We start from the raw sequence: 23151 nt of genomic DNA, 5'->3' as shown, positions 1-23151 counted from the left end.
CGAGTTCGAGCGTGCCCTCGGGGGCCGGGAACACCACCGCGACCCCCACGCCCAGTTCGCCGACGACGACTACGAGCCCAGCACCCGACGCAAGTAGTCGTTCCCGAAGCGCCGATCCGGGTCGAGACGATTCCTCAGCGCCGTGAACTCGCCGAAGCGCGGATAGACCTCGGAGAAGTACTCCGCGTCGCGCGTGTGCACCTTGCCCCAGTGCGGCCGTCCCTCGTGCGCCGTGAAGATCCGCTCGGCGGCGGTGAAGTACGCCTGATAGGGGGTGCCCCTGAACATGTGGACGGCGATGTACGCGCTGTCCCGGCCCGACGCCGTGGAGAGCGTGATGTCGTCGGCGGGCGCCGTGCGCACCTCGACGGGGAAGCTGATCCGCAGGTTCGAGCGGTCGACCATCGCCTTCAGCTCGCGCAGCGTCTCGACGAGGGCCTCGCGCGGGACGGCGTACTCCATCTCCACGAACCGCACCCGGCGCGGAGACGTGAAGACCTTGTAGGGAATGTCGGTGTACGTCCGGGCGGACAGCGCGCGGCTGGAGATCTTCGTGATCGCCGGGATGGCGGCGGGCACGGCGCGGCCCACCAGATTGGCCGCGTGGAAGACGCCGTTGGAGAGGAACTCGTCCTCGATCCAGCCGCTCAGCTGTGACACCGGCTTCTCGGGTCCTGCGCTGCGGTTGTTGCGCTTGGTGTTGCAGTTGCCGGTGTGCGGGAACCAGTAGAACTCGAAGTGCTCGTTCTCGGTGAAGAGTTCGTCGAAGTCGGCCGTGACCTTGTCGAAGGTCATCGGCTCCTCGCGGGCCGTGAGCAGAAAAAGGGGCTCTACGGAGAGGGTGATCGCGGTGATGATCCCCAGGGCGCCGATTCCGACGCTGGCCGCCGCGAAGACGTCGGGATTCTCCTTCTCGGAGCAGGTGAGCACCGAACCGTCCGCCGTGACCAGCTCAAGTTCCTTGATCTGCGCGGCGATCGAGGCCGAGTCACGCCCCGTGCCGTGCGTTCCGGTGCTGGTCGCGCCCGAAACCGTCTGCTCCATGATGTCGCCCATGTTCGTGAGCGACAGCCTCTCGCGCGCGAGAGCCACATTGAGACGCTTGAGCGGGGTGCCCGCGTCGACCGTGACCGTCCCCGCCTCACGGTCGATCTTGCGGATACCGGTCAGCAGTTGAGGGCGGATCAATATGCCGTCGGTCGCGGCGGCGGCCGTGAAGGAGTGCCCCGTGCCGACGGCCTTCACCGTCAGACCGTCGTCGGCGGCCTTCCGTACGACGGCGGAGAGTTCCTCGACCGAGGCGGGAGTGATCTCCCGTACCGGCCGGGCGGTGACGTTCCCCGCCCAGTTACGCCACGTGCCGCTCTTCCCGCTCGCTGTGGTGCTCATGGGACCCTCCCCGCCGCGGAACCGGCTTGCTCAGCCGGCGGTACCCGAGGAAACCGACCGCGGCCGCGACGGTCCCGGACACCGCCGGAACCCCGTACCCGGCCTTCGCGCCGGCGGCGTCGATCACCCAGCCGGCCACGGAGGAGCCGAGCGCGACCCCGACCGCGAGTCCGGTGCTCACCCAGGTCATGCCCTCGGTCAGTTTCGCGCGTGGTACGTGCTGTTCGATGAGGGACATCGTCGTGATCATCGTGGGCGCGATGGACAGACCCGCAACGAACAGCGCCACGGCCAGGAACGGCAAGTTTCCGACCAGTAGGAGGGGGATCATACTCACGGCCATCGCGCATATGCCCAGCAGCCACCGAGGTTCGGGCGCTCCGCTGAAGCGCAGCAGCCCGAACACGGCTCCTGCTACGCAGGAGCCCGCCGCGTACAGGGCGAGCACGACGCTCGCGGCGCCCTTGTGGCCCTGCTCGTCGGCGAAGGCGACGGTGACCACGTCGACGCCCCCGAAGATCGCTCCGGTCGCAATGAAGGTGGCCACCAGCACCTGGAGGCCGGGCGCGCGCAGCGCCGAGCCGCCGCCGTGCTGCTCGCGCGGATGCGGCTCGGGCTCGGTGGCGCGCTGCGCGGTCAGCCAGAAGACGCCGACCGCCAGGAAGCAGGCCGCCAGCAGCGGTCCGGCCTCCGGGAACCAGGCCGTGGACAGGCCGATGGAGATGATCGGCCCGAAGATGAAGCAGACCTCGTCGACCACGGACTCGAAGGAGTACGCGGTGTGCAGCTGCGGTGTGCCCCGGTACACGGCCGCCCAGCGGGCGCGGATCATCGCGCCGAGGCTCGGTACGCAGCCGATGCCGGCGCTGAACAGGAACAGCGTCCAGTCCGGCCACCCGTAATGCGCGGCGAGAAGCAGTCCGGCCGAAGCCGCGAGCGCGAAGAGCGTGGCCGGGCGCAGTACCCGCCGCTGCCCGTACTGGTCCACCAGGCGCGAGACCTGCGGGCCCGCCACCGCGGCGGCCAGCGCGATGGTGGCGGACAGCGCGCCCGCGAGGCCGTACCGACCGGTGAGCTGGGAGATCATCGTGACCACGCCGATGCCCATCATCGACAGCGGCATACGGCCGAGGAAGCCCGCGGCGGAGAAGCCCTTGGAGCCAGGGGCGGCGAACAGAGCGCGGTACGGGCTGGGCACGGGGGTCTCCGGTCGGCTCGGCTCGGCCGCTCGGTCACTACGGGCGGTCGGACTCCGGTTGGGCGTGACGCTGGCGGGTAAGGCGTGAAGCCAGCCGATACAGCTTACGGGTGAGGTGACCCTCAACGCACGCCCCCCTGCACGCCACCGTGGCCTGACGTAACCGCCACGCCGCCCGGTGTGGCGGGCTCGCCGCGTCCGTTGGCGCGGGGTGGGTTTTCCTCGCCCCCGGCCGCCCCTTCCCATTCCCGTCACCTGGGGCTCCGCCCCAGACCCCGCTCCTCAAACGCCGGAGGGGCTGGTTCTTCTGTCAGTGGTGGGTGGCAGGATCGGTGGTATGCCAGATGCGCTCGATGCCACCCCCTACGACGCCCTGCTCCTGCTCTCGTTCGGCGGTCCCGAAGGCCCGGACGACGTGCTCCCGTTCCTGGAGAACGTGACGCGGGGGCGCGGCATCCCCAAGGAACGGCTCAAGGAGGTGGGGCAGCACTACTTCCTGTTCGGCGGGGTCAGCCCCATCAACGACCAGAACCGCGCCCTGCTCGAAGCCCTCCGCAAGGAGTTCGCCGGCCACGGCCTGGACCTGCCCGTCTACTGGGGCAACCGCAACTGGGCGCCGTACCTGACCGACACCCTGCGCGAGATGATCGGCGACGGCCGCCGCCGCATCCTCGTCATCGCCACCAGCGCGTACGCCTCGTACTCGGGCTGCCGCCAGTACCGGGAGGACCTCGCCGGGGCCCTGGCCACGCTCGAAGCCGAAGGCCTGGAGCTGCCGAGGATCGACAAGCTGCGGCACTACTTCAACCACCCCGGCTTCGTGGAGCCCATGATCGAGGGCGTCCTGAAGTCGCTCGCCGAACTCCCCGAGGACGTACGGGAGAGCGCGCACCTCGCCTTCACCACGCACTCCATCCCGACCTCCGCCGCGGACACCTCGGGACCGGTCGAGGGCCACGGCGACGGTGGCGCATACGTCGAGCAGCACCTGGTCGTCGCGCAGCTGATCGCCGACGCCGTGCGCGAGGAGACCGGGATCGAGCACCCCTGGCGGCTCGTCTACCAGTCGCGCTCCGGAGCCCCGCACATTCCGTGGCTGGAGCCCGACATCTGCGACCACCTGGAGGAGCTGCACGGCTCCGGGGTACCGGCCGTCGTGATGGCCCCCATCGGCTTCGTGTCGGACCACATGGAGGTCCTGTACGACCTCGACACGGAGGCGAAGGCCAAGGCCGAGGAGCTGGGTCTGCCGGTGCGCCGCTCGGCCACCGTGGGCGCCGACCCCCGGTTCGCCGCGGCGATCCGTGAACTCGTCCTGGAGCGCGCCGCGACCGAGAGAGGGCGGCCAGTGACCCCGTGTGCCCTCGGCGCGCTCGGCGCGAGCCACGACCTGTGCCCGGTCGGCTGCTGCCCCGGCCGAGTCCCCAAGCCCGCCGCCGCGGGCGCCGACAGCCCCTACGCATGAGGAGCCCCGTGACCGACCCCCTGCGCACCGATCTGCTCCAGCTCGCCCAGGAGGCCGCCCGTCGCGCCGGGGAGCTGCTGCGGGACGGCCGGCCCGCGGACCTTACGGTCGCCGCGACCAAGTCCAGCCCGATCGACGTCGTCACCGAGATGGACATCGCCGCCGAGAAGCTGATCACCGACCTGATCTCCGTGCACCGCCCGGACGACGGCTTCCTCGGCGAGGAGGGTGCCTCCACGGAGGGCACCAGCGGCATCCGCTGGGTCATCGACCCGCTCGACGGCACGGTCAACTACCTGTACGGACTGCCGACCTGGGCCGTGTCCATCGCGGCCGAGCAGGACGGCGAGAGGGTCGTCGGGGTCGTCGCGGCTCCGATGCGCGGCGAGACGTACCACGCGGTGCGCGGCGGCGGGGCCTGGGCCGTCGGCGCCTGGGACGGGGAGCGCCGGCTCGCCTGCCGCCCCGCGCCGCCCCTGGACCAGGCCCTGGTCTCGACCGGGTTCAACTATGTGGCCGAGGTCAAGGCCCACCAGGCCGACGTCGCCCAGCGGCTGATCCCGCTGCTGCGCGACATCCGGCGCAGCGGCTCGGCGGCGGTCGACCTGTGCGACGTCGCGGCCGGCCGCCTCGACGGCTACTACGAGCGGGGGCTCAACCCCTGGGACCTCGCGGCGGGTGACCTGATCGCCCGTGAGGCCGGCGCCCTGACCGGTGGACGTCCCGGAGAGCGCCCCGCACGCGATCTCACGGTGGCCGCGTCGCCGGGGGTCTTCGAGCCCCTCCAGCGGCTGCTGGAGGACTTCGGCGCCTGGCACGACTGACGGCTGCACGAGCCACCCGTAGGCGATCGGGCAAAAAGCGGGGCCCCGGCACTGGATCGATGCCGGGGCCCGCTCTCGTACAGACTGCTCAGACGCGTGTCGCGCCGACCTCCACACCGTGCTCGGCGGCGAGGCGGTGCAGGTCGTCGAGCTCGGCCTGCTCGACCTCCGCGAGGAAGTCGTCGCCTGTTTCGCGAGCCCGCGTCAGGTCGGACTCGGTCGCCCTTATGCGCTGCAGAAGTCCTGCGGTGAATGCGTCCATGCTGCGCCCCCTCGTCCTGGGTCGTGGGTCGGTGGCACGGGGGTGTGCCGTTCGGAAGGGGCGATCACGTCTCCAGATGGGTGCCCAGCGCTGCCCGGGCTGGGCGGCGACGGTGCCGGACACCCACGCCGCTCTGCGGAAGCGGTTGGACGTACCACAAGGTGGCTTGCCACATGCAGAGCGTGATCGCGGGGTGTAAAGCCGTCCTCCCCCCGCTCCCTTCCGGGGAAACCTCAACGCGACGAGAAAATCTCGCATTCCCGGTCCCGCAGACCGCTTTCCCGCCTGCTTCCCTCGCGCTTCCCAGGTGGATGCCGGGCGGATCCGGGGCGCTGCTCAGGCACTTCTCCCGCTCCTGCCGGCCCCTCCCGACGCCTTACAGCCGGTTTACGGCCGAAAAGGGCAGGATGGAGGTCACACCCGTGACAGACCCACCCGTGTGGTGCCCAGAAACGCGCTACCCGGGTGGACAGAGGAAGGACAAGCGACGTGCGCGTACTCGTCGTCGAGGACGAGCAACTGCTCGCCGATGCGGTGGCCACCGGACTGCGCCGGGAGGCCATGGCCGTCGACGTCGTGTACGACGGTGCGGCCGCCCTGGAGCGCATCGGCGTCAACGACTACGACGTGGTCGTCCTCGACCGCGACCTCCCGCTGGTGCACGGCGACGACGTCTGCCGCAAGATCGTCGAACTCGGCATGCCCACGCGCGTGCTGATGCTCACGGCCTCCGGCGACGTCAGCGACCGGGTCGAGGGACTGGAGATCGGCGCCGACGACTACCTCCCCAAGCCGTTCGCGTTCAGCGAGCTGACGGCACGCGTGCGTGCCCTCGGACGCCGTACGAGCGTGCCGCTGCCGCCCGTCCTGGAGCGCGCCGGGATCAAGCTCGACCCCAACCGCCGCGAGGTGTTCCGCGACGGCCAGGAGGTCCAGCTCGCGCCCAAGGAGTTCGCCGTCCTGGAGGTGCTGCTGCGCAGCGAGGGCGCGGTCGTCTCCGCCGAGCAGCTCCTGGAGAAGGCCTGGGACGAGAACACGGACCCCTTCACCAACGTCGTGCGCGTCACCGTGATGACCCTGCGCCGCAAGCTTGGTGAGCCGCCCGTCATCGTCACCGTGCCCGGCTCCGGCTACCGGATCTGATCCACGGTGGCCACGACTCCCGCGCCCCCCACGGCGCCTCCGAAACCCACTTGGGACCCGAGAAGGGCGGAGCCGCCGTTCCCCTGGCTGCGCCCGACCATCCGGATAAGGCTCACGCTGCTGTACGGCGGCATGTTCCTGATCGCCGGCATCATGCTGCTGTCGATCATCTACCTGCTCGCGGCGCAGGCGCTGAACGTCGGCACCGAACTGCCCTTCAAGATCACTGAGGGCAGGGTCACCAGCACCATCTGCAACCTTCCCGACAGTGCCTCGCCCGACGTGTTCAACAACGCCATGAACGCGTGCGTCAACGAACAGCGCCAGCACGCCCTGGACAACCTGCTCAGCCGCTCGCTGCTGACCCTGCTCGGCCTCGCGATCATCGCGTTCGCCTTCGGCTACGCCATGGCGGGCCGCGTCCTCGCGCCGCTCGGCCGGATGACCCGCACCGCGCGCGCGGTGGCGGGCTCGGACCTGTCCCGGCGGATCGAGCTGGACGGCCCGGACGACGAGCTGAAGGAGCTGGCGGACACCTTCGACGACATGCTGGAGCGGCTGCAGCGGGCCTTCACCGCCCAGCAGCGGTTCGTCGGGAACGCCTCGCACGAGTTGCGCACACCCCTCGCGATCAACCGCACGCTTCTCGAAGTGCACCTCTCGGATCCCCACGCACCGGTCGAACTGCAACAGCTCGGCAAGACCCTGCTCGCCACGAACGAGCGCAGCGAGCAACTCGTCGAGGGTCTGCTGCTGCTCGCCCGCAGCGACAACCAGATCGTCGAGCGCAAGCCCGTGGACCTTGCCGAGGTCGCCTCGCAGGCCGTCGACCAGGTGCACGCCGAGGCGGAGGCCAAGGGCGTGGAGATCCGCGGGCAGCGGGCTCCGGCGGTCGTCCAGGGCAACGGCGTCCTGCTGGAGCGGATCGCCCTGAACCTGGTCCAGAACGCCGTTCGGTACAACGTGCCGCAGGGCGGCTGGGTCGAGGTCACGACCGAGGTCCAGCACGGTCAGGCGGTCCTGGTGGTGTCGAACACGGGGCCCGTGGTGCCCGCGTACGAGATCGACAATCTCTTCGAGCCCTTCCGGCGGCTGCGTACGGAGCGCACGGGCAGCGACAAGGGCGTGGGCCTCGGCCTTTCCATCGCCCGGTCGGTGGCGCGCGCCCACGGGGGCCACATCTCCGCGGAGCCGCGCGAGGGGGGTGGCCTCGTGATGCGCGTGACCCTTCCCGTCTGAGATCCTGTCGCCGACACGCGACGATGTTCGCTTTGCGCGGAATTTTCTGGTCACCCACCCGGGCGGCCCGTGTGCGATCGATCACAAGGGCGATTTTCCGGCCATCTACTCTCCGTGATCATGCAGGCTGTCGGAAAGCCGGGAAAATCCGGGTTTTCGGGGGTCTTGATCACGGGAAGTACACGGTGGGACGCCTTTGAAGTGCGGCCCGCGGACGGTGTACGGTCCGCATCGCCATCCAAGCCGATCACTCTTGAGGAGTCCGGTTGGGTGTCGATTGAGTAACAGACCTTGATGTGAGGCAAAATCTCCGCCTCGGGTCGGGCACAAGTCCGGCCTCTCACGCGTTACGTGCGCTGGAGACACCGCAGACACCCAGAGGGGGAGAGCGACATGGCAACGGATTACGACACCCCACGCAAGACCGACGACGACGTCGACTCGGACAGCCTTGAAGAACTGAAGGCCCGCCGGAACGACAAGTCGACCTCGTCCGTCGACGTAGACGAGTTCGAGGCCGCAGAAGGCCTCGAACTGCCCGGAGCCGACCTCTCGAACGAGGAGCTGGCCGTCCGGGTACTGCCCAAGCAGCAGGACGAGTTCACCTGCATGAGCTGCTTCCTGGTGCACCACCGCAGTCAGCTGGCCCGCGAGAAGAACGGTCAGCCGATCTGCCGCGACTGCGACTAAGGCAGGGTCGGCCGTGACTGGCTCGACCCCTCCCTGGAAGCGCCGCTCCTCCACGCGGGGAGCGGACGAAGGGCCGTCCTACGGCTCTGAAGGCGTGCGTGACGACGAGCGGGGCTCTTCCGAACCGGGATCAGCCTCGCTCGAGCCGGCGCGCGCCACAGGCGGCCTGCCGGCCTCCGCGGGCACTCCCGCGCCCGCCGCCAGGCGCCGCGCGGCAGTAGTCCGGGACGGGCTCAGGAAAGGCATCCAGAAAGGCGGCAGCCGGGCCAGGGCGGGCCTGACGTATCTCGCCGACCGGATCATCGACCTCGCCCCGCGCGTCCCCGTACGGGACCTCGCGACCCTCCGCAAGCAGTTCCCGGGTCTCGGCCCGGAGGAGCTCGCGGACAAACTCGTCGCGGGCGCGGCCGCCGCGACGTCCACGGTCGGCGCCGGGATCGGCGCAGCCGCGATGCTGCCCGTGCCACCCGCGATGCCCACGGAGCTCGCCACCGAGATCACCGGTGTCGCCGCGATCGAGCTGAAGCTGATCGCCGAGCTCCATGAGGTCTACGGCCTGCGGCCGCCGGGCAATCTCAAGCAGCGCAGTACCGCGTATCTGAACTCCTGGTCCGGGGAGCGCGGGATCGACGTGACGAAGCCGTCGACGATCAACGCCGCGTTGGGCGGCCGGATGAAGCGCGAGCTGCGCCAGCAGATCATGAAGCGCATGGTCCGGGACCTGCCCAACCTGATGCCGTTCATGGTCGGCGCGGCGGTCGGGGCCGTCATGAACCGCCGCGACACGAAGCGCCTCGCGGGGCGCATCCGGCAGGACCTGCGGAAGATGCAGGTGCCGTGGGACGCGCTTTCCGACCTTCCGCCGCTGGAGCCTCCGGCGGATCCGTTGCGGATGGGAGAGATCCCTAGGGAGCTGGGGCGCTGAGCCCCTGCCGGGCGGCGCCCCCCGCGGTCCTTAAGGCGGTCTACGCCGTCACCCGCGCCGCCTCCAGCGCCGCCGACAGTTTCTCCGGCTCGCGAGTCGACAAGTACAGGTACGGCGTCGGGTCGGCCGGGTCCGTGACCTGGACGCGCAGGGCCGTGGGGATGTAGGCGCGCAGGAGCATGAAGGCGCGGGGGTCCGCCTTGTGCGTGCGCCAGGCGCGCGCCTCCTCCTGATCCAGGATCTCGGCGTCGCCGAGGGCCGCGACCGGGATCTTCGCCTCGCCCGCGATCAGGGAGTCCCCGACGACACGGATGCGGATCGAGCCGTACGAGCTGACCACGACCGCCGAGACCGCCGTGCCGCCGACCAGGCCGCCCAGCAGCGGCAGCGTGCCGAACGGGAGCAGGATCAGGGCCATCGCGACCCCGGCCAGGCAGCAGACCAGCCACCAGGTGCGGGGGGCGGTGAGGCGTTCTTCGTACGGCGAGGCGGAGAGCTGCATGAAACCAAGCTTGGCATGGTGCGTACCGGCGGCCTGGATGAGGGGGGCGGCGCGGAGCGCTGTCCGGCAGGGTGAGAGGGGCGGATGAGGGCCCCCGGGCTGAGCGCTGTTGGGCAGGGCGGTGGTGGGAGAGGGGCGGATGAGGGGGCCAGGGCTGAGTGCTGTCGGGCAGGGCGGTGGTGGGAGACGAGCCGATGAGGGGGCCAGGGCTGAGCGCTGTCCGGCAGGGCGGTGGTGGGAGACGGGCGGGCGGGTAAGGTCTGCGGCTGTGAGTGGTAATTCCGCAGCTCTGCAGCCTCCCGCCGACGCCGTCGCGCCGGTGCGGCACCCCGACGCGCCCGCCCCCGGCGAACTCCTCGGCGCGCACTACGAACAGTGTTTCGGGTGCGGCGGCGAGCAGTCCCACGGACTGCACCTGGAGGCCCGCGCGGGGGAGGGGGTCCGGATCACGGCGGAGTTCACCGTACGGCCCGCCCATCAGGGCGCCCCGGGTCTCGCGCACGGCGGCGTCCTCGCCACCGCGCTCGACGAGACGCTCGGCTCGCTGAACTGGCTGCTGCGCACGATCGCCGTGACCGGACGGCTGGAGACCGACTTCCGGCTCCCGGTGCCGGTCGGCACGGTGCTCTATCTGGAGGCCGAGGTCACCGCGGTGGCCGGCCGGAAGATCTACTCCACCGCCACCGGGCGGATCGGCGGCCCCGACGGTCCCGTCGCCGTCCATGCCGACGCCGTCTTCATCGAGGTGAAGGTCGACCACTTCATCGACAACGGCCGCCCTGAGGAGATCCGGGCCGCCATGAACGACCCGGACCAGATCCGGCGCGCCCGCGCTTTCGAGGTGAACCCGTGACCCGTAATCCCGTAGACGTGCTGATCCGGCGCGTCGACCCGGACGTCCCGCTTCCCGCGTACGCGCACCCCGGTGACGCGGGAGCCGATCTGCGCACCACCGAGAGCCGCGAACTGAAGCCGGGCGAACGTGCGGTTCTGCCCACGGGAGTTTCCATCGCGCTGCCCGAGGGGTACGCGGCCTTCGTGCACCCACGTTCAGGGCTCGCCGCCCGCTGCGGTGTCGCCCTCGTGAATGCCCCGGGGACGGTGGATGCCGGGTACCGTGGGGAGATCAAGGTGATCGTGGTGAATCTCGATCCGCGCGAGTGTGTGCGGTTCGAGCGCTTCGACCGGATTGCCCAACTGGTCGTTCAGCAGGTCGAGAAGGTCCGCTTCCAGGAGGTCGCGGAGCTTCCCGACTCGGCGCGGGCCGCAGGGGGCTTCGGGTCCACCGGTGGTCATGCCGCCGTGGGCAGTACAACGGGTGGGAATCGATACGCTTCGGTCGTATCCGACCGGGAAGGACAGTGACGTGTTCGGACGTCGCAAGAAGGGCAGTGCCGCCGAGGACGCGGCGAGCGCGGCCGAGCAGGTCGTCGACGACGTCGACACCGAGGCGGACGAGGCGGCGGAGCGCGTGAGGCTCGAACCCGAGCCGCGCCCCGACGGGCCCTGGGACAGCTCGGAGGTCCGCGACCCGGCCGAGGGCCGGGTGGACCTGGGCGGTCTCTTTGTGCCCGGAGTAGACGGCATGGAGCTGCGGGTCGAGGTCGCGGGCGACGCGATTGTCGCGGCGACCGTGGTTCTCAAGGACAGCGCCGTCCAGTTGCAGGCCTTCGCCGCACCCAAGCGCGAGGGCATCTGGGGCGAGGTGCGCGAGGAGATCGCCTCCGGGATCACCCAGCAGGGCGGTGTCATCGACGAGGTCGAGGGCCCGCTGGGCTGGGAGCTGCGGGCGCAGGTGCCGGTACAGCTGCCGGACGGCACGGGCGGTTACCAGGTCGTGCGGTTCGTCGGTGTGGACGGCCCGCGGTGGTTCCTGCGCGGAGTGATCTCCGGGCAGGGCGCGGTGCAGCCGCAGGCCGCGGGCCTGCTGGAGCAGATCTTCCGGGACACGGTGGTCGTGCGCGGCGAGGGTCCGATGGCCCCCCGCGACCCGATCGTCCTGAAGCTGCCGAACGACGCGCAGATGGTCCCCGAGGGTGTCCAGCAGGAGGAGCAGAGCGGATCCCGCTTCTCCGGCGGCATGGGGCAGCTGCAGCGCGGACCGGAGATCACCGAGGTTCGCTGACGGCTGTGTGAAGCACGAGTGGGCCGCACCCCTTTCACCGGGGGGCGGCCCTTTCTCATGTCCCGCCTCCGGTCTCCCGGTCCTTCAGGCACCCCGCACCAGGGCCGGAAGACGCATCAGGGTTGTGTCAAAGCCGCCCCCTGCGCACCCCTCCGCCCTTTTGTCGGGATTGTTGGCCGTAAGGTCGACGCTGCGTAGGCACTCGGCGCTGTGTACACAGCCGACGCTGCCTACCCAGTGGCGACAGGAAGACAATGGGCTCATGGGACGCGGCAAACTCCGGATCTACCTGGGCGCGGCTCCGGGCGTCGGCAAGACGTACGCGATGCTCTCCGAGGCGCATCGTCGTGTCGAGCGGGGCACGGACTGTGTGGTGGCGTTCGTGGAGCACCACAGCCGGGCGCGCACCGAGGTGATGCTGCACGGCCTGGAGCAGGTGGCGCGCAAGGAGCTGGAGTACCGGGGCTCGGTGTTCACCGAGATGGATGTGGACGCCGTGCTCGGGCGTGCCCCGGCCGTCGCCGTGGTGGACGAGCTCGCGCACACCAACATCCCGGGCTCCCGCAACGACAAGCGCTGGCAGGATGTCGAGGAGCTGCTCGCTGCCGGGATCGATGTGATCTCCACGGTCAACATCCAGCACCTGGAGTCGCTGGGTGATGTCGTGGAGTCGATAACGGGTGTGCGGCAGCGGGAGACGGTGCCGGACGAGGTGGTGCGCCGGGCGGACCAGATCGAGCTGGTCGACATGTCGCCGCAGGCGCTGCGACGGCGGATGGCGCACGGCAACATCTACAAGTCCGACAAGGTCGATGCGGCCTTGTCCAATTACTTCCGGCCCGGGAATCTGACCGCGCTGCGGGAGCTGGCGCTGCTCTGGGTCGCCGACCGGGTCGATGAGTACCTCACCGAGTACCGCAGTGAGCACCGGGTCTCGAAGATCTGGGGTTCCAGGGAGCGGATCGTCGTCGGGCTGACGGGCGGTCCCGAGGGCCGTACGCTCATCCGCCGCGCCGCCCGCCTCGCGGAGAAGGGCGCGGGCGGCGAGGTCATGGCGGTCTACATCTCCCGCAGTGACGGGCTGACCTCCGCCTCGCCCAAGGAACTCGCCGTCCAGCGCACCCTTGTCGAGGATCTGGGCGGAACCTTCCATCACGTCATAGGAGAGGACGTCCCCGCGGCACTGCTGGAGTTCGCGCGCGGGGTCAACGCCACCCAGATCGTGCTCGGGGTGTCCCGGCGCAAGGGCTGGCAGTACGTCCTCGGGCCGGGCGTCGGCGCGACGGTGGCCCGGGAGTCGGGGCCAGACCTCGACGTCCACCTGATCACCCACGACAAGGCGGGCAAGGGGCGGGGCCTGGCCACCATCCCGCGCAGCCAACTCGGCCGCGCCCGGCTCATCTGGGGCTGGCTGGTCGGCGTGGTCTGCCCGGTCGCACTCTGGGTGCTGCTGGGCATGGTCGACCTCGGGCTCGCCAACGGCATGCTGCTGTTCCTGTCGGTGACGGTGGCGGCGGCGCTGCTCGGCGGCCTCTATCCGGCCCTCGCCTCGGCGCTCTTGGGTTCGCTGCCGCTGAACTACTACTACACAGAGCCCCTCCACCGGCTCACGATCTCCGACCCGAGGAACATCGTCGCGCTGGTGATCTTCGTCGGTGTCGCCGTGTCCGTGGCGTCGGTGGTGGACCTGGCGGCCCGCCGCACCCATCAGGCGGCGCGGCTGCGCTCGGAGTCGGAGATCCTCTCCTTTCTGGCGGGCAGCGTGCTGCGCGGCGAGACCAGCCTCGAAGCCCTGCTGGAGCGGGTGCGGGAGACCTTCGGGATGGAGTCGGTCGCGCTGCTGGAACGCGAGAGCGACGTCGATCCGTGGACGTGCGCGGGCAGTGTGGGCCCGGCACCCTCAGTCCGTCCCGAGGACGCCGATGTCGACATGCCGGTGGGCGACCACATGGCCCTCGCGCTCTCGGGCCGCGTGCTGCCCGCCTCGGACCGCCGGGTGCTCGCCGCCTTCGCCGCCCAGGCGGCGGTGGTCCTGGACCGCCAGCGGCTCCAGCACGAGGCCGACCAGGCCAAGGAGCTGGCCGAGGGCAACCGCATCCGTACGGCGCTGCTCGCCGCTGTCAGCCACGACCTGCGCACCCCGCTGGCCGGCATCAAGGCCGCCGTGACCTCATTGCGGTCCGACGACGTCGCCTGGTCCGAGGAGGACCAGGCGGAACTTCTCGAAGGCATCGAGGAGGGCGCCGACCGCCTCGACCACCTGGTCGGCAACCTGCTGGACATGTCCCGCCTCCAGACCGGCACGGTCTCCCCGCTGATCCGCGAGATCGACCTCGACGAGGTGGTCCCGATGGCACTCGGCGGCGTCCCCGAGGACAGCGTCGAGCTGGACATCCCCGAGACCCTGCCGATGGTCGCCGTCGACGCGGGGCTGCTGGAGCGCTCGGTCGGCAACCTCGTCGAGAACGCCGTCAAGTACAGCCCGGTCGACGAACCGGTCCTGGTCTCCGCGAGCGCCCTCGCCGACCGCGTGGAGGTGCGCGTGGTGGACCGCGGCCCCGGCGTCCCCGACGAGGCCAAGGAACGCATCTTCGCCCCCTTCCAGCGCCACGGCGACTCCCCGCGCGGCGCGGGCGTAGGCCTCGGCCTCGCGGTCGCCCGCGGCTTCGCCGAGGCGATGGGCGGCACCCTCAACGCCGAGGACACCCCCGGCGGCGGACTCACCATGGTCCTCACGGTCCGGGCGGTGGACCACCGGCCCGACCAGGCCACGGCACCAGACCTGGCCACGGCAAGCGCAGAAAGGCAGGCTTCATGACCCGGGTCCTCGTGGTCGACGACGAACCGCAGATCACCCGAGCCCTCGTGATCAATCTGAAGGCACGCAAGTACGAGGTCGACGCGGCCCCTGACGGAGCCACCGCACTTCAGCTCGCCGCCGCGCGGCACCCCGACGTGGTCGTGCTCGACCTGGGCCTTCCCGACATGGACGGCGTCGAGGTGATCAAAGGGCTGCGCGGCTGGACCCGAGTGCCGATCCTGGTGCTCTCTGCCCGGCACTCCTCCGACGAGAAGGTCGAGGCGCTCGACGCGGGCGCTGACGACTACGTCACCAAGCCCTTCGGCATGGACGAGCTGCTCGCCCGGCTGCGCGCCGCCGTCCGCCGCGCGGAGCCCACCGGGGGCGGCGAGGACGACGTGATCGTCGAGACCGAGGACTTCACCGTCGACCTGGCCGCCAAGAAGGTCAACCGCGGCGGCCGCGACGTCCGCCTGACCCCCACGGAGTGGCACCTCCTGGAGGTCCTGGTGCGCAACACGGGCCGCCTGGTCAGCCAGAAGCAGCTGCTCCAGGAGGTCTGGGGACCGTCGTACGGCACGGAGACGAACTACCTCCGGGTCTACATGGCCCAGCTGCGCCGCAAGCTGGAGGTGGACCCCTCGCACCCGCGGCACTTCATGACGGAGCCGGGGATGGGGTACCGGTTCGAGAAGTGAGCCGCGAGTCGGCCCGGGCCCGGTTCGAGTGTGAGCGGTGGCTTTAGGAAACCGGTTCGGGCGCCGGCGCGAGGGGGGCGTCGGCGCCGGCGTCCCCCCGGTACGCTTTCCCTATGAACGCTGTTCCTCGTTCCGAAAAGCCGGCGGGCCGGTTCCGGCGCATGATGGACCGGCTCTCCTCGTCGCAGGAGGACCTGGAGTCCGAGGAACTGCGGGAGGACGCCGAGACCGCGGGCTGTACGCGCATAGGCGACTGTCACGACCGGCAGATCGTCACGGTTACTGGTACCTTGCGCACGGTCACTCTGCGGCCACGGGCCGGTGTCCCGGCCCTGGAGGCCGAGCTGTTCGACGGCTCGGCCGCTCTGGACGTGGTCTGGCTCGGCCGCCGCTCCATCGTCGGAATCGAACCGGGGCGCAGGCTGATCGCCTCGGGCCGCATTTCGATGAGCCGGGGCCGTAGGGTGCTGTTCAACCCGAAGTACGAACTCAGACCGCTTGGACGGGAGTAGCCGGTGACGTCGCTCGACAAGCCGACCGAAGACGCCCACAAGGATTCGAGGGCGGTGACCGAGGCCGCGCTCTTCGAGGCGTTCGGCGGAGTCCGGGGCATGGTCGAGACGGTGCTGCCCGGTCTCCTCTTCGTCACCATCTTCACGATCAACAAGGACCTCCACTGGTCGGCGATCGCCGCCCTCGGAGTGTCCCTGCTGCTCGTCGTGGTCCGACTCGTGATGCGGGACACCATCAAGCACGCCTTCGGCGGCGTCTTCGGTGTCGCGTTCGGCGTGGTCTTCGCGATGATGACGGGCAACGCGAAGGACTTCTATCTGCCGGGCATGCTCTACACGCTCGGCCTGGCCATGGCCTACATCATCACGACCCTCGCGGGCGTCCCGCTGATCGGCCTGATCCTCGGCCCGGTCTTCAAGGAGAACCTCTCCTGGCGCACCCGCAACCCCGGCCGCAAGAAGGCGTACGCGAAGGCCAGCTGGGCCTGGGGTCTGATCCTGCTCGCCAAGTGCGCCGTGCTCTTCCCGCTCTACTGGTGGGCCGACACCACCAAGTTCGGCTGGGTTCTGGTCGCCCTCAAGATCCCGCCCTTCCTCCTCGCCGTCTGGCTCACCTGGCTCTTCCTGGTCAAGGCCCCCGCGCCGATCGACGTGTTCGCGGAGATGGAGGCCGAGGAGAAGGCCGAGAAGGAGCGGAAGGCTGCCGCGCCGTCGGCCGAGTAGGTACCTGGCGCCGTCCGCCGTGTAGGTACCCGGCGCGGGTGTCGGCGTCCCTGGGGGCTGCCGCCCCCAGACCCCCGCTGTCGGCCTGAACGGCCTCGTCCTCGAACGCCGGACGGGCTGGAACCGTCGGCCTGAACGGCCTCGTCCTCGAACGCCGGACGGGCTGGAACCGTCGGCCTGAACGGCCTCGTCCTCGAACGCCGGACGGGCTGAGGATGGGGGCGCCCGGAAATCTCCGGGCGCCCCCATCCTCGTACCGGAAGCGACTAGCTCGTCGCGTCTTCCCGCCGCACCGACAGCAGGTCCTCCAGCTGCTCCTCGCGGGCCTGGGCGGCCACGAAGAGGAGTTCGTCGCCCGCCTCCAGGGAGTCCTCCCGGGAGGGGGTGAGGACGCGGGTGCCGCGGATGATGGTGACCAGGGAGGTGTCCTCGGGCCACTCGACGTCGCCCACAGTCGTCCCGGCCAGGGCGGACTCCGGGGGCAGGGTCAGCTCGACGAGGTTGGCGTCGCCGTGGCTGAAGCGGAGGAGGCGGACCAGGTCGCCGACGCTGACGGCCTCCTCGACCAGGGCCGACATCAGGCGCGGGGTGGAGACGGCGACGTCAACGCCCCAGGCCTCGTTGAACAGCCACTCGTTCTTGGGGTTGTTGACGCGGGCGACGACCCGCGGCACCCCGTACTCGGTCTTCGCGAGCAGGGAGACGACGAGGTTGACCTTGTCGTCACCCGTGGCCGCGATGACCACGTTGCAGCGCTGGAGCGCGGCCTCGTCCAGCGAGGTGATCTCGCAGGCGTCGGCGAGCAGCCACTCCGCCTGCGGCACGCGCTCGACCGAGATGGCGGTCGGCGCCTTGTCGATCAGCAGGACCTCGTGGCCGTTCTCCAGGAGCTCGCCCGCGATCGAGCGGCCCACGGCACCGGCACCGGCAATGGCGACTCTCATCAGTGACCGGCCTCCTCTTCAGGGCCCTTGGCGAACGCCGCCTCGACCTTGTCCACCTCGTCGGTGCGCATCATCACGTGCACCAGGTCGCCCTCCTGCAGCACCGTCTGGGAGGAGGGCAGGATCGCCTCGCCCAGCCGGGTGAGGAAGGCCACGCGCACGCCGGTCTCCTCCTGGAGGCGGCTGATCTTGTGGCCCACCCAGGCCGACGACGCGTGCACCTCGGCGAGCTGCACGCCGCCGGTGGGGTCGCGCCACAGCGGCTCGGCGCCCGAGGGCAGCAGCCGGCGCAGCATCTGGTCGGCCGTCCAGCGGACGGTGGCGACGGTCGGGATGCCGAGGCGCTGGTAGACCTCGGCGCGGCGGGGGTCGTAGATACGGGCCGCGACGTTCTCGATGCCGAACATCTCGCGGGCGACCCGGGCGGCGATGATGTTCGAGTTGTCACCGCTGGAGACCGCGGCGAACGCGCCGGCCTCCTCGATGCCCGCCTCGCGCAGGGTGTCCTGGTCGAAGCCGACTCCGGTGACACGACGGCCACCGAAGCCGGAGCCCAGTCGTCGGAAGGCGGTGGGGTCCTGGTCGACCACGGCGACCGTGTGCCCCTGTTGCTCCAAGGTCTGCGCGAGAGCGGAACCCACTCTGCCGCAGCCCATGATGACGATGTGCACGACCGTCCTTCCGATGTCAAGAGTCGTTGCTTGGTCTTAACAGGGTCTCAGACCGTCGCCCAAGCTACACACGTGCCGTGCACGGAGGGGACCCCCGTGCACGGGTTGGGTGATCAGCGGCGGCCGATGCTGCGGACGCTGACCAGTGTCAGGATTCCGAGGCCGAGGAGCGTGACGACGGCACCGATCAGCTCTGCGGACGCGTGCATGGGACCTCCGTGAGGCGGTGACAGAAGGGGTTTTGTCATATAGGCATGCGGATGGCTCGACCTGCGGAATCCGCAGCCGGACCCGAGCCCGATTTCACTCGTGAGGCAGATCGGGGGAGGCCCGTGCGGCGGGTGGACGGGGTTTCGTGCAGCGGGCCGGCGGAGGTTCGTACGGCGGGCCGACGGGGGGTCCGTGCCGCGGGTCGGCGGAAATTCATGCGGCCGGTCGGCGGAGGTTCGAGCGGCGAGTCGATGGGGGTCCGTGCGGCAGATCACGGCGATCGAGGTCAGATCGGCGGCAGTGGGTGGGGACGCCCGCCTGTTCGACCCTTTAGCATTCACTGTCGTGTCCAAACTGACCGACGTGCCCAAACGGATCCTCATCGGGCGCGCCCTGCGCAGCGACCGGCTCGGGGAAACGCTCCTGCCCAAGCGCATCGCGCTCCCCGTCTTCGCTTCCGACCCGCTCTCCTCCGTGGCGTACGCGCCCGGAGAGGTACTGCTGGTCCTCTCCATCGCGGGCGTGTCGGCGTACCACTTCAGTCCCTGGATCGCGGTCGCGGTCGTCGTGCTGATGTTCACGGTGGTCGCCTCCTACCGGCAGAACGTCCACGCCTACCCGAGCGGCGGCGGCGACTACGAGGTGGCCAACACCAACCTCGGGCCCAAGGCCGGACTCACCGTCGCCAGCGCCCTGCTCGTGGACTACGTCCTCACCGTCGCCGTCTCCATCTCCTCCGGCATCGAGAACCTGGGCTCGGCGATCCCCTTCGTGGTCGAGCACAAGGTGCCCTGCGCCGTGGCCGTCATCGTGCTGCTCACGCTGATGAACCTGCGCGGGGTCAAGGAGTCCGGAAAGCTCTTCGCGATTCCGACGTACGTGTTCGTCGCGGGCGTCTTCATCATGATCGCGTGGGGCGCGTTCCGCGGACTGGTCCTCGACGACACCCTGCGGGCGCCGACAGCCTCGTACGAGATCAAGGCCGAACACCAGGGCCTCGCGGGCTTCGCCCTCCTCTTCCTGCTGCTGCGCGCCTTCTCCTCCGGCTGTGCCGCGCTCACCGGCGTCGAGGCGATCTCCAACGGCGTCCCCGCCTTCCGCAAGCCGAAGTCCAAGAACGCCGCGATCACGCTCGCGATGATGGGCCTGCTCGCCGTCACCATGTTCTGCGGCATCATCGCCCTCGCCATGGCGACCAACGTCCGGATGGCCGAGAACCCGGCCACCGACCTGATACACGACGGCGTCGCGCTCGGCTCCGGCTACGTCCAGAACCCGGTGATCTCGCAGGTCGCCGAGGCCGTCTTCGGCAAGGACAGCTTCCTGTTCATCGTGCTGGCGACCGCCACCGCGCTGGTCCTGTTCCTCGCGGCCAACACCGCGTACAACGGCTTCCCGCTGCTCGGCTCGATCCTCGCCCAGGACCGCTACCTCCCGCGCCAGCTGCACACCCGGGGCGACCGCCTCACCTTCTCGAACGGCATCGTCCTCCTTGCCGGCGCGGCCGGACTCCTCGTGTGGATCTACGGGGCCGACTCGACCCGGCTGATCCAGCTGTACATCGTCGGCGTGTTCGTCTCCTTCACGCTCAGCCAGACCGGCATGGTCCGGCACTGGAACCGCCTCCTGGCCACCGAGAAGGACCCGGCCAAGCGCCGCCGCATGAACCGCTCGCGCGGCATCAACACCTTCGGCGCCTTCTTCACGGGCCTGGTCCTGGTCGTCGTACTCGTCACCAAGTTCACCCACGGCGCCTGGGTCGCTCTGCTCGGCATGGTGATCTTCTACGCGACGATGTCGGCCATCCGTAAGCACTACGACCGGGTCGCCGAGGAACTGGCCGCCCCCGAAGAGCCGTCCAACGACACGGTCCGCCCCTCCCGCGTCCACTCCGTCGTCCTGATCTCCAAGATCCACCGGCCGACGCTGCGCGCCCTCGCCTACGCCAAGCTGCTGCGCTCCGACACCCTCGAAGCGCTCAGCGTCAACGTCGACCCGGCCGAGACGAAGGCACTGAGGCAGGAGTGGGAGCGGCGCGGCATCGACGTACCGCTGAAGGTCCTGGACTCGCCGTATCGCGAGATCACGCGGCCGGTCATCGATTACGTGAAGGGCCTGCGCAAGGAGTCGCCGCGCGACGCGGTCTCCGTGATCATCCCGGAGTACGTGGTCGGCCACTGGTACGAGCATCTCCTGCACAACCAGAGCGCCCTGCGCCTGAAGGGGCGGCTGCTGTTCACGCCGGGCGTCATGGTGACCTCCGTGCCCTACCAGCTGGAGTCCTCCGAGGCGGCCAAGCAGCGGGCCCGCAAGCGGCAGGACTGGAACGCGCCGGGTGCGGTGCGCCGGGGACCGGCCCAGGAGCGCCCGAAGGAGCCCAGCGAGAAGAAGTGAGGCCAGGGGCGGGGCGAGCAGGCAGCCGCGAAGGACTGACGGCATCCGCGAGCACGTAGACTGGTGGGCTGTTGTCCCGCCGTTCCCCTTTTCTCAACTGGAGTCACCCCACCATGCAGGCAGAACAGAAGAAGTCGCTGGTGGGGGAGGAGTACGAGGTCGAGATCGGCCCCGTCGCACACGGTGGGCACTGCATCGCCCGTACGAGCGAGGGCCAGGTCCTGTTCGTCCGGCACGCCCTGCCCGGCGAGCGCGTCGTGGCGCGGGTGACGGAGGGCGAGGAGGGCGCGCGCTTCCTGCGCGCGGACGCCGTGCGGATCCTGGACGCGTCGAAGGACCGCGTCGAGGCCCCCTGCCCCTACGCGGGTCCCGGCCGCTGCGGCGGCTGCGACTGGCAGCACGCCAAGCCGGGCGCGCAGCGCCGTCTCAAGGGCGAGGTCATCGCCGAACAGCTCCAGCGCCTCGCGGGCCTCACGCCCGAGGAGGCCGGCTGGGACGGCACGGTGATGCCCGCCGAGGGTGACAAGCTGCCGGCGGGCGAGGTCCCGGCATGGCGTACGCGCGTGCAGTACGCGGTGGACGCCTCCACCGGCAAGGCGGGTCTGCGCCGCCACCGCTCGCACGAGGTCGAGCCCATCGAGCACTGCATGATCGCTGCGGAAGGGGTCAGCGAGCTCGGCATCGAGCAGCGCGACTGGTCCGGCATGGCGTCGGTCGAGGCGATCGCGGCGACGGGGTCCCAGGACCGCATGGTGATCCTGGAGCCCCGGCCCGGCGCCCGGCTGCCCCTCGTCGAGCTCGACAGGCCCGTCTCCGTCATGCGCGTCGAGGAGAAGGACGGCGGCATCCACCGCGTGCACGGCCGCGCGTTCGTGCGTGAGCGTGCCGACGGCCGTACGTACCGCGTCGGCAGCGGCGGCTTCTGGCAGGTCCACCCGAAGGCCGCCGACACCCTCGTCACGGCGGTCATGCAGGGCCTGCTGCCGCGCAAGGGCGAGATGGCGCTCGACCTGTACTGCGGCGTCGGCCTCTTCGCGGGCGCCCTCGCGGACCGGCTCGGCGACCAGGGCGCGGTCCTGGGCATCGAGTCCGGCAAGCGCGCGGTGGAGGACGCCCGGCACAACCTCGCCGGCTTCGACCGTGTCCGCATCGAACAGGGCAAGGTCGAGTCCGTCCTCCCGCGGACCGGCATCACCGAGGTCGACCTCATCGTCCTCGACCCGCCCCGTGCGGGCGCCGGCAAGAAGACCGTCGAGCACCTGTCCTCGCTGGGAGCGCGTCGGATCGCGTACGTGGCCTGCGATCCCGCGGCGCTGGCCCGCGACCTGGCGTACTTCCGCGACGGCGGCTACCAGGTGCGGACGCTGCGGGCGTTCGATCTGTTTCCGATGACGCATCACGTGGAGTGCGTGGCGATTCTTGAACTGGTGAAGAAAGCGCGCTGACCTGCATCTTCTTGGGTCGGTGCGTCTGCTCGACCTGTTTCCGCTTATCCAACGGGTGAATCGTTGGATTGCCTGCCCGCATACCGTCTGACCTGCGGAATCAGGCAGTGGCGTCAACTGCTGGGCCGGCGGCGGCGCAGTCCTTGGCTTGTTGACGCTCAAACGACGCACGGTCTGGAGCCCCATCACACTCCCCGGTCGCGTATGCGTGCGCGACCGGGTCCGCTGGTTTCCGGGAGTCGCGCCGCACCGTAGGCGGGTGGCGTTTTAGCATTCCGAATGCCAAACTAGTTCCATGGCTGATGACGCTGACTTCCTCCCGGGCGACGGTCCGAGTAGCGGTATCTCCGTGTCGCTGACCGCCGGCACTCTGCAGGCGATCCGCGAGCGGGTGGGTAGGCGTGGTGTCTCCGCGTATCTCGAGCGAGCTGCGCAGCGACAGATCGAGCGCGACAACCTGGACGAGCTCATCGCAGACTTCGAGAAGGCCCACGGCCCGGCAGATCCGGAGGCCGTGGCTGCCAAGCGGGCCAAGCTCACTGGCTCTGCGTCCGAGTCCGGGGCTGCTGCGTGAGTGGAGCCCTGGTTCTGGACAGTGAGGGTCTGGCCAAGGCCGTACAGCGGGCTCAAGAGGTTCACGAGTGGCTGACGGCAGCTCGTGACGCGGATCTCCCTGTGATCACCTCGGCCGCGGTACTGGTCGAGGTCATCCACCCGAGGATCAATGACGCCGCGCTGAAGTGGACCCTTTCCCGTCTCCGCGTCGAGCCGGTCACCCAGGCTGTCGCGCAGTCGGCGGCAGCCCTACTGCGGGGTGCCGGGCTGCACGGGCACAAGTACGCCATTGACGCCATGCTGTGTGCGACGGCGCTGGCGCAGCCGGGGCGGGTGACGATCCTGACCTCTGACGTAGAGGACGTCGAGATGCTTACGGTCGAGCACTCCCGGGTGGTGGTTGAGAAGGTCTAGTAGCGCAGGTGGAAAGATCAGGC

At 70.0% G+C, this 23151-nt stretch carries 23 protein-coding genes; 17 read left to right on the top strand and 6 right to left on the bottom strand.

Annotated features, from left to right (window positions below):
• Nucleotides 1-69 precede the first annotated feature (69 nt).
• Nucleotides 70-1389 (bottom strand): D-arabinono-1,4-lactone oxidase, encoded by a 1320-nt coding sequence (locus C4B68_RS09975; protein WP_099503819.1) that lies wholly within the window; start codon nucleotides 1387-1389, stop codon nucleotides 70-72.
• Nucleotides 1349-2587 carry an MFS transporter gene (locus tag C4B68_RS09970; protein WP_099503817.1) on the bottom strand — a complete coding sequence of 413 codons (1239 nt, stop codon included), beginning with the start codon at nucleotides 2585-2587 and terminating at the stop codon, nucleotides 1349-1351. The genes C4B68_RS09975 and C4B68_RS09970 overlap by 41 nt, the downstream gene beginning before the upstream one ends.
• A gap of 337 nt (nucleotides 2588-2924) precedes the next feature.
• On the opposite strand from C4B68_RS09970, the gene C4B68_RS09965 reads away from it, so the two are divergent.
• Complete coding sequence (locus C4B68_RS09965; protein WP_099503816.1) at nucleotides 2925-4052, top strand: ferrochelatase; 1128 nt, start codon at nucleotides 2925-2927, stop codon at nucleotides 4050-4052.
• An 8-nt stretch (nucleotides 4053-4060) separates the two neighbouring features.
• Nucleotides 4061-4876 carry an inositol monophosphatase family protein gene (locus C4B68_RS09960; RefSeq protein ID WP_099503814.1) on the top strand — a complete coding sequence of 272 codons (816 nt, stop codon included), beginning with the start codon at nucleotides 4061-4063 and terminating at the stop codon, nucleotides 4874-4876.
• 88 nt (nucleotides 4877-4964) lie between these two features.
• Here the strand turns inward: C4B68_RS09960 and C4B68_RS41820 are convergent, their stop codons facing one another.
• On the bottom strand, nucleotides 4965-5138 hold the full coding sequence (locus C4B68_RS41820) for a hypothetical protein (protein WP_167459062.1): 174 nt from the start codon (nucleotides 5136-5138) through the stop codon (nucleotides 4965-4967).
• 489 nt (nucleotides 5139-5627) lie between these two features.
• Between C4B68_RS41820 and C4B68_RS09955 the strand changes: the two genes are divergently transcribed.
• From C4B68_RS09955 to C4B68_RS09940, 4 genes are all read left to right on the top strand, one after another.
• Entirely contained in the window at nucleotides 5628-6281 is a 654-nt protein-coding gene (locus C4B68_RS09955; protein WP_099503812.1) for a response regulator transcription factor, read from the top strand.
• A gap of 6 nt (nucleotides 6282-6287) precedes the next feature.
• Nucleotides 6288-7520, top strand: coding sequence for a sensor histidine kinase (locus C4B68_RS09950; protein ID WP_099503810.1), 1233 nt, complete (start codon nucleotides 6288-6290; stop codon nucleotides 7518-7520).
• A gap of 393 nt (nucleotides 7521-7913) precedes the next feature.
• Nucleotides 7914-8210 carry a DUF4193 domain-containing protein gene (locus C4B68_RS09945; RefSeq protein ID WP_003997302.1) on the top strand — a complete coding sequence of 99 codons (297 nt, stop codon included), beginning with the start codon at nucleotides 7914-7916 and terminating at the stop codon, nucleotides 8208-8210.
• A 13-nt stretch (nucleotides 8211-8223) separates the two neighbouring features.
• Nucleotides 8224-9135 (top strand): hypothetical protein, encoded by a 912-nt coding sequence (locus C4B68_RS09940; protein ID WP_099503808.1) that lies wholly within the window; start codon nucleotides 8224-8226, stop codon nucleotides 9133-9135.
• Between the two features lie 40 nt (nucleotides 9136-9175).
• Here the strand turns inward: C4B68_RS09940 and C4B68_RS09935 are convergent, their stop codons facing one another.
• Nucleotides 9176-9637 carry a DUF3093 domain-containing protein gene (locus C4B68_RS09935; RefSeq protein WP_099503806.1) on the bottom strand — a complete coding sequence of 154 codons (462 nt, stop codon included), beginning with the start codon at nucleotides 9635-9637 and terminating at the stop codon, nucleotides 9176-9178.
• 268 nt (nucleotides 9638-9905) lie between these two features.
• Here C4B68_RS09935 and C4B68_RS09930 point away from each other — a divergent pair, with 268 nt between their 5' ends.
• From C4B68_RS09930 to C4B68_RS09900, 7 genes are all read left to right on the top strand, one after another.
• Entirely contained in the window at nucleotides 9906-10490 is a 585-nt protein-coding gene (locus tag C4B68_RS09930) for a PaaI family thioesterase (protein WP_099503804.1), read from the top strand.
• Nucleotides 10487-11002: a dUTP diphosphatase gene (gene dut / locus C4B68_RS09925; protein ID WP_099503802.1), complete on the top strand. Its 516-nt coding sequence runs from the start codon at nucleotides 10487-10489 to the stop codon at nucleotides 11000-11002. The genes C4B68_RS09930 and dut overlap by 4 nt, the downstream gene beginning before the upstream one ends.
• A 1-nt stretch (nucleotide 11003) precedes the next feature.
• Complete coding sequence (locus C4B68_RS09920) at nucleotides 11004-11762, top strand: DUF3710 domain-containing protein (RefSeq protein ID WP_099503800.1); 759 nt, start codon at nucleotides 11004-11006, stop codon at nucleotides 11760-11762.
• A gap of 262 nt (nucleotides 11763-12024) precedes the next feature.
• Nucleotides 12025-14580 carry a sensor histidine kinase gene (locus C4B68_RS09915; protein ID WP_104879970.1) on the top strand — a complete coding sequence of 852 codons (2556 nt, stop codon included), beginning with the start codon at nucleotides 12025-12027 and terminating at the stop codon, nucleotides 14578-14580.
• The gene (locus C4B68_RS09910) at nucleotides 14577-15260 is read left to right on the top strand and encodes a response regulator (protein WP_099506154.1); all 684 of its coding nucleotides are present in this window, start codon (nucleotides 14577-14579) and stop codon (nucleotides 15258-15260) included. The genes C4B68_RS09915 and C4B68_RS09910 overlap by 4 nt, the downstream gene beginning before the upstream one ends.
• A 113-nt stretch (nucleotides 15261-15373) precedes the next feature.
• On the top strand, nucleotides 15374-15772 hold the full coding sequence (locus tag C4B68_RS09905) for an OB-fold nucleic acid binding domain-containing protein (protein WP_099506153.1): 399 nt from the start codon (nucleotides 15374-15376) through the stop codon (nucleotides 15770-15772).
• A 3-nt stretch (nucleotides 15773-15775) separates the two neighbouring features.
• Nucleotides 15776-16495, top strand: a complete 720-nt coding sequence (locus C4B68_RS09900) for a DUF3159 domain-containing protein (RefSeq protein ID WP_099506152.1) — start codon at nucleotides 15776-15778, stop codon at nucleotides 16493-16495.
• A gap of 266 nt (nucleotides 16496-16761) precedes the next feature.
• Here C4B68_RS09900 and C4B68_RS09895 read toward each other — a convergent pair whose 3' ends face one another.
• Both C4B68_RS09895 and C4B68_RS09890 read right to left on the bottom strand, forming a co-directional pair.
• Nucleotides 16762-17439, bottom strand: a complete 678-nt coding sequence (locus C4B68_RS09895) for a potassium channel family protein (RefSeq protein WP_099506151.1) — start codon at nucleotides 17437-17439, stop codon at nucleotides 16762-16764.
• Nucleotides 17439-18110: a potassium channel family protein gene (locus C4B68_RS09890; RefSeq protein WP_099506150.1), complete on the bottom strand. Its 672-nt coding sequence runs from the start codon at nucleotides 18108-18110 to the stop codon at nucleotides 17439-17441. Before C4B68_RS09890 ends, C4B68_RS09895 begins: the two co-directional genes overlap by 1 nt.
• A gap of 555 nt (nucleotides 18111-18665) precedes the next feature.
• Here C4B68_RS09890 and C4B68_RS09885 point away from each other — a divergent pair.
• From C4B68_RS09885 to C4B68_RS09870, 4 genes are all read left to right on the top strand, one after another.
• On the top strand, nucleotides 18666-20714 hold the full coding sequence (locus C4B68_RS09885; RefSeq protein WP_099506163.1) for an APC family permease: 2049 nt from the start codon (nucleotides 18666-18668) through the stop codon (nucleotides 20712-20714).
• A 113-nt stretch (nucleotides 20715-20827) separates the two neighbouring features.
• Entirely contained in the window at nucleotides 20828-22159 is a 1332-nt protein-coding gene (locus C4B68_RS09880) for a class I SAM-dependent RNA methyltransferase (RefSeq protein WP_099506149.1), read from the top strand.
• A gap of 295 nt (nucleotides 22160-22454) precedes the next feature.
• Entirely contained in the window at nucleotides 22455-22733 is a 279-nt protein-coding gene (locus C4B68_RS09875; RefSeq protein WP_099506148.1) for a hypothetical protein, read from the top strand.
• A complete protein-coding gene (locus C4B68_RS09870; protein WP_099506147.1) occupies nucleotides 22730-23128 on the top strand; it encodes a type II toxin-antitoxin system VapC family toxin in 399 nt (132 codons plus the stop codon). The genes C4B68_RS09875 and C4B68_RS09870 overlap by 4 nt, the downstream gene beginning before the upstream one ends.
• The last annotated feature ends 23 nt before the right edge of the window (nucleotides 23129-23151 follow it).

Origin of the sequence: Streptomyces dengpaensis (genome assembly GCF_002946835.1) — a bacterium.
Lineage (GTDB): Bacteria > Actinomycetota > Actinomycetes > Streptomycetales > Streptomycetaceae > Streptomyces > Streptomyces dengpaensis.
Note: the sequence above shows the minus strand (reverse complement) of the source record. Positions and strands in the feature narration are given on the sequence as shown.

Bases quoted from the DNA above. Each gene is read 5' to 3' on its own strand.
- C4B68_RS09975 (WP_099503819.1), bottom strand. From the start codon at position 1,389: ATGAGCACCACAGCGAGCGGGAAGAGCGGCACGTGGCGTAACTGGGCG.
- C4B68_RS09965 (WP_099503816.1), top strand. From the start codon at position 2,925: ATGCCAGATGCGCTCGATGCCACCCCCTACGACGCCCTGCTCCTGCTC.
- C4B68_RS09945 (WP_003997302.1), top strand. From the start codon at position 7,914: ATGGCAACGGATTACGACACCCCACGCAAGACCGACGACGACGTCGAC.
- C4B68_RS09905 (WP_099506153.1), top strand. From the start codon at position 15,374: ATGAACGCTGTTCCTCGTTCCGAAAAGCCGGCGGGCCGGTTCCGGCGC.
- C4B68_RS09910 (WP_099506154.1), top strand. From the start codon at position 14,577: ATGACCCGGGTCCTCGTGGTCGACGACGAACCGCAGATCACCCGAGCC.
- C4B68_RS09875 (WP_099506148.1), top strand. From the start codon at position 22,455: ATGGCTGATGACGCTGACTTCCTCCCGGGCGACGGTCCGAGTAGCGGT.
- C4B68_RS09935 (WP_099503806.1), bottom strand. From the start codon at position 9,637: ATGCAGCTCTCCGCCTCGCCGTACGAAGAACGCCTCACCGCCCCCCGC.
- C4B68_RS09915 (WP_104879970.1), top strand. From the start codon at position 12,025: ATGGGACGCGGCAAACTCCGGATCTACCTGGGCGCGGCTCCGGGCGTC.
- C4B68_RS09880 (WP_099506149.1), top strand. From the start codon at position 20,828: ATGCAGGCAGAACAGAAGAAGTCGCTGGTGGGGGAGGAGTACGAGGTC.
- C4B68_RS09895 (WP_099506151.1), bottom strand. From the start codon at position 17,439: ATGAGAGTCGCCATTGCCGGTGCCGGTGCCGTGGGCCGCTCGATCGCG.
- C4B68_RS41820 (WP_167459062.1), bottom strand. From the start codon at position 5,138: ATGGACGCATTCACCGCAGGACTTCTGCAGCGCATAAGGGCGACCGAG.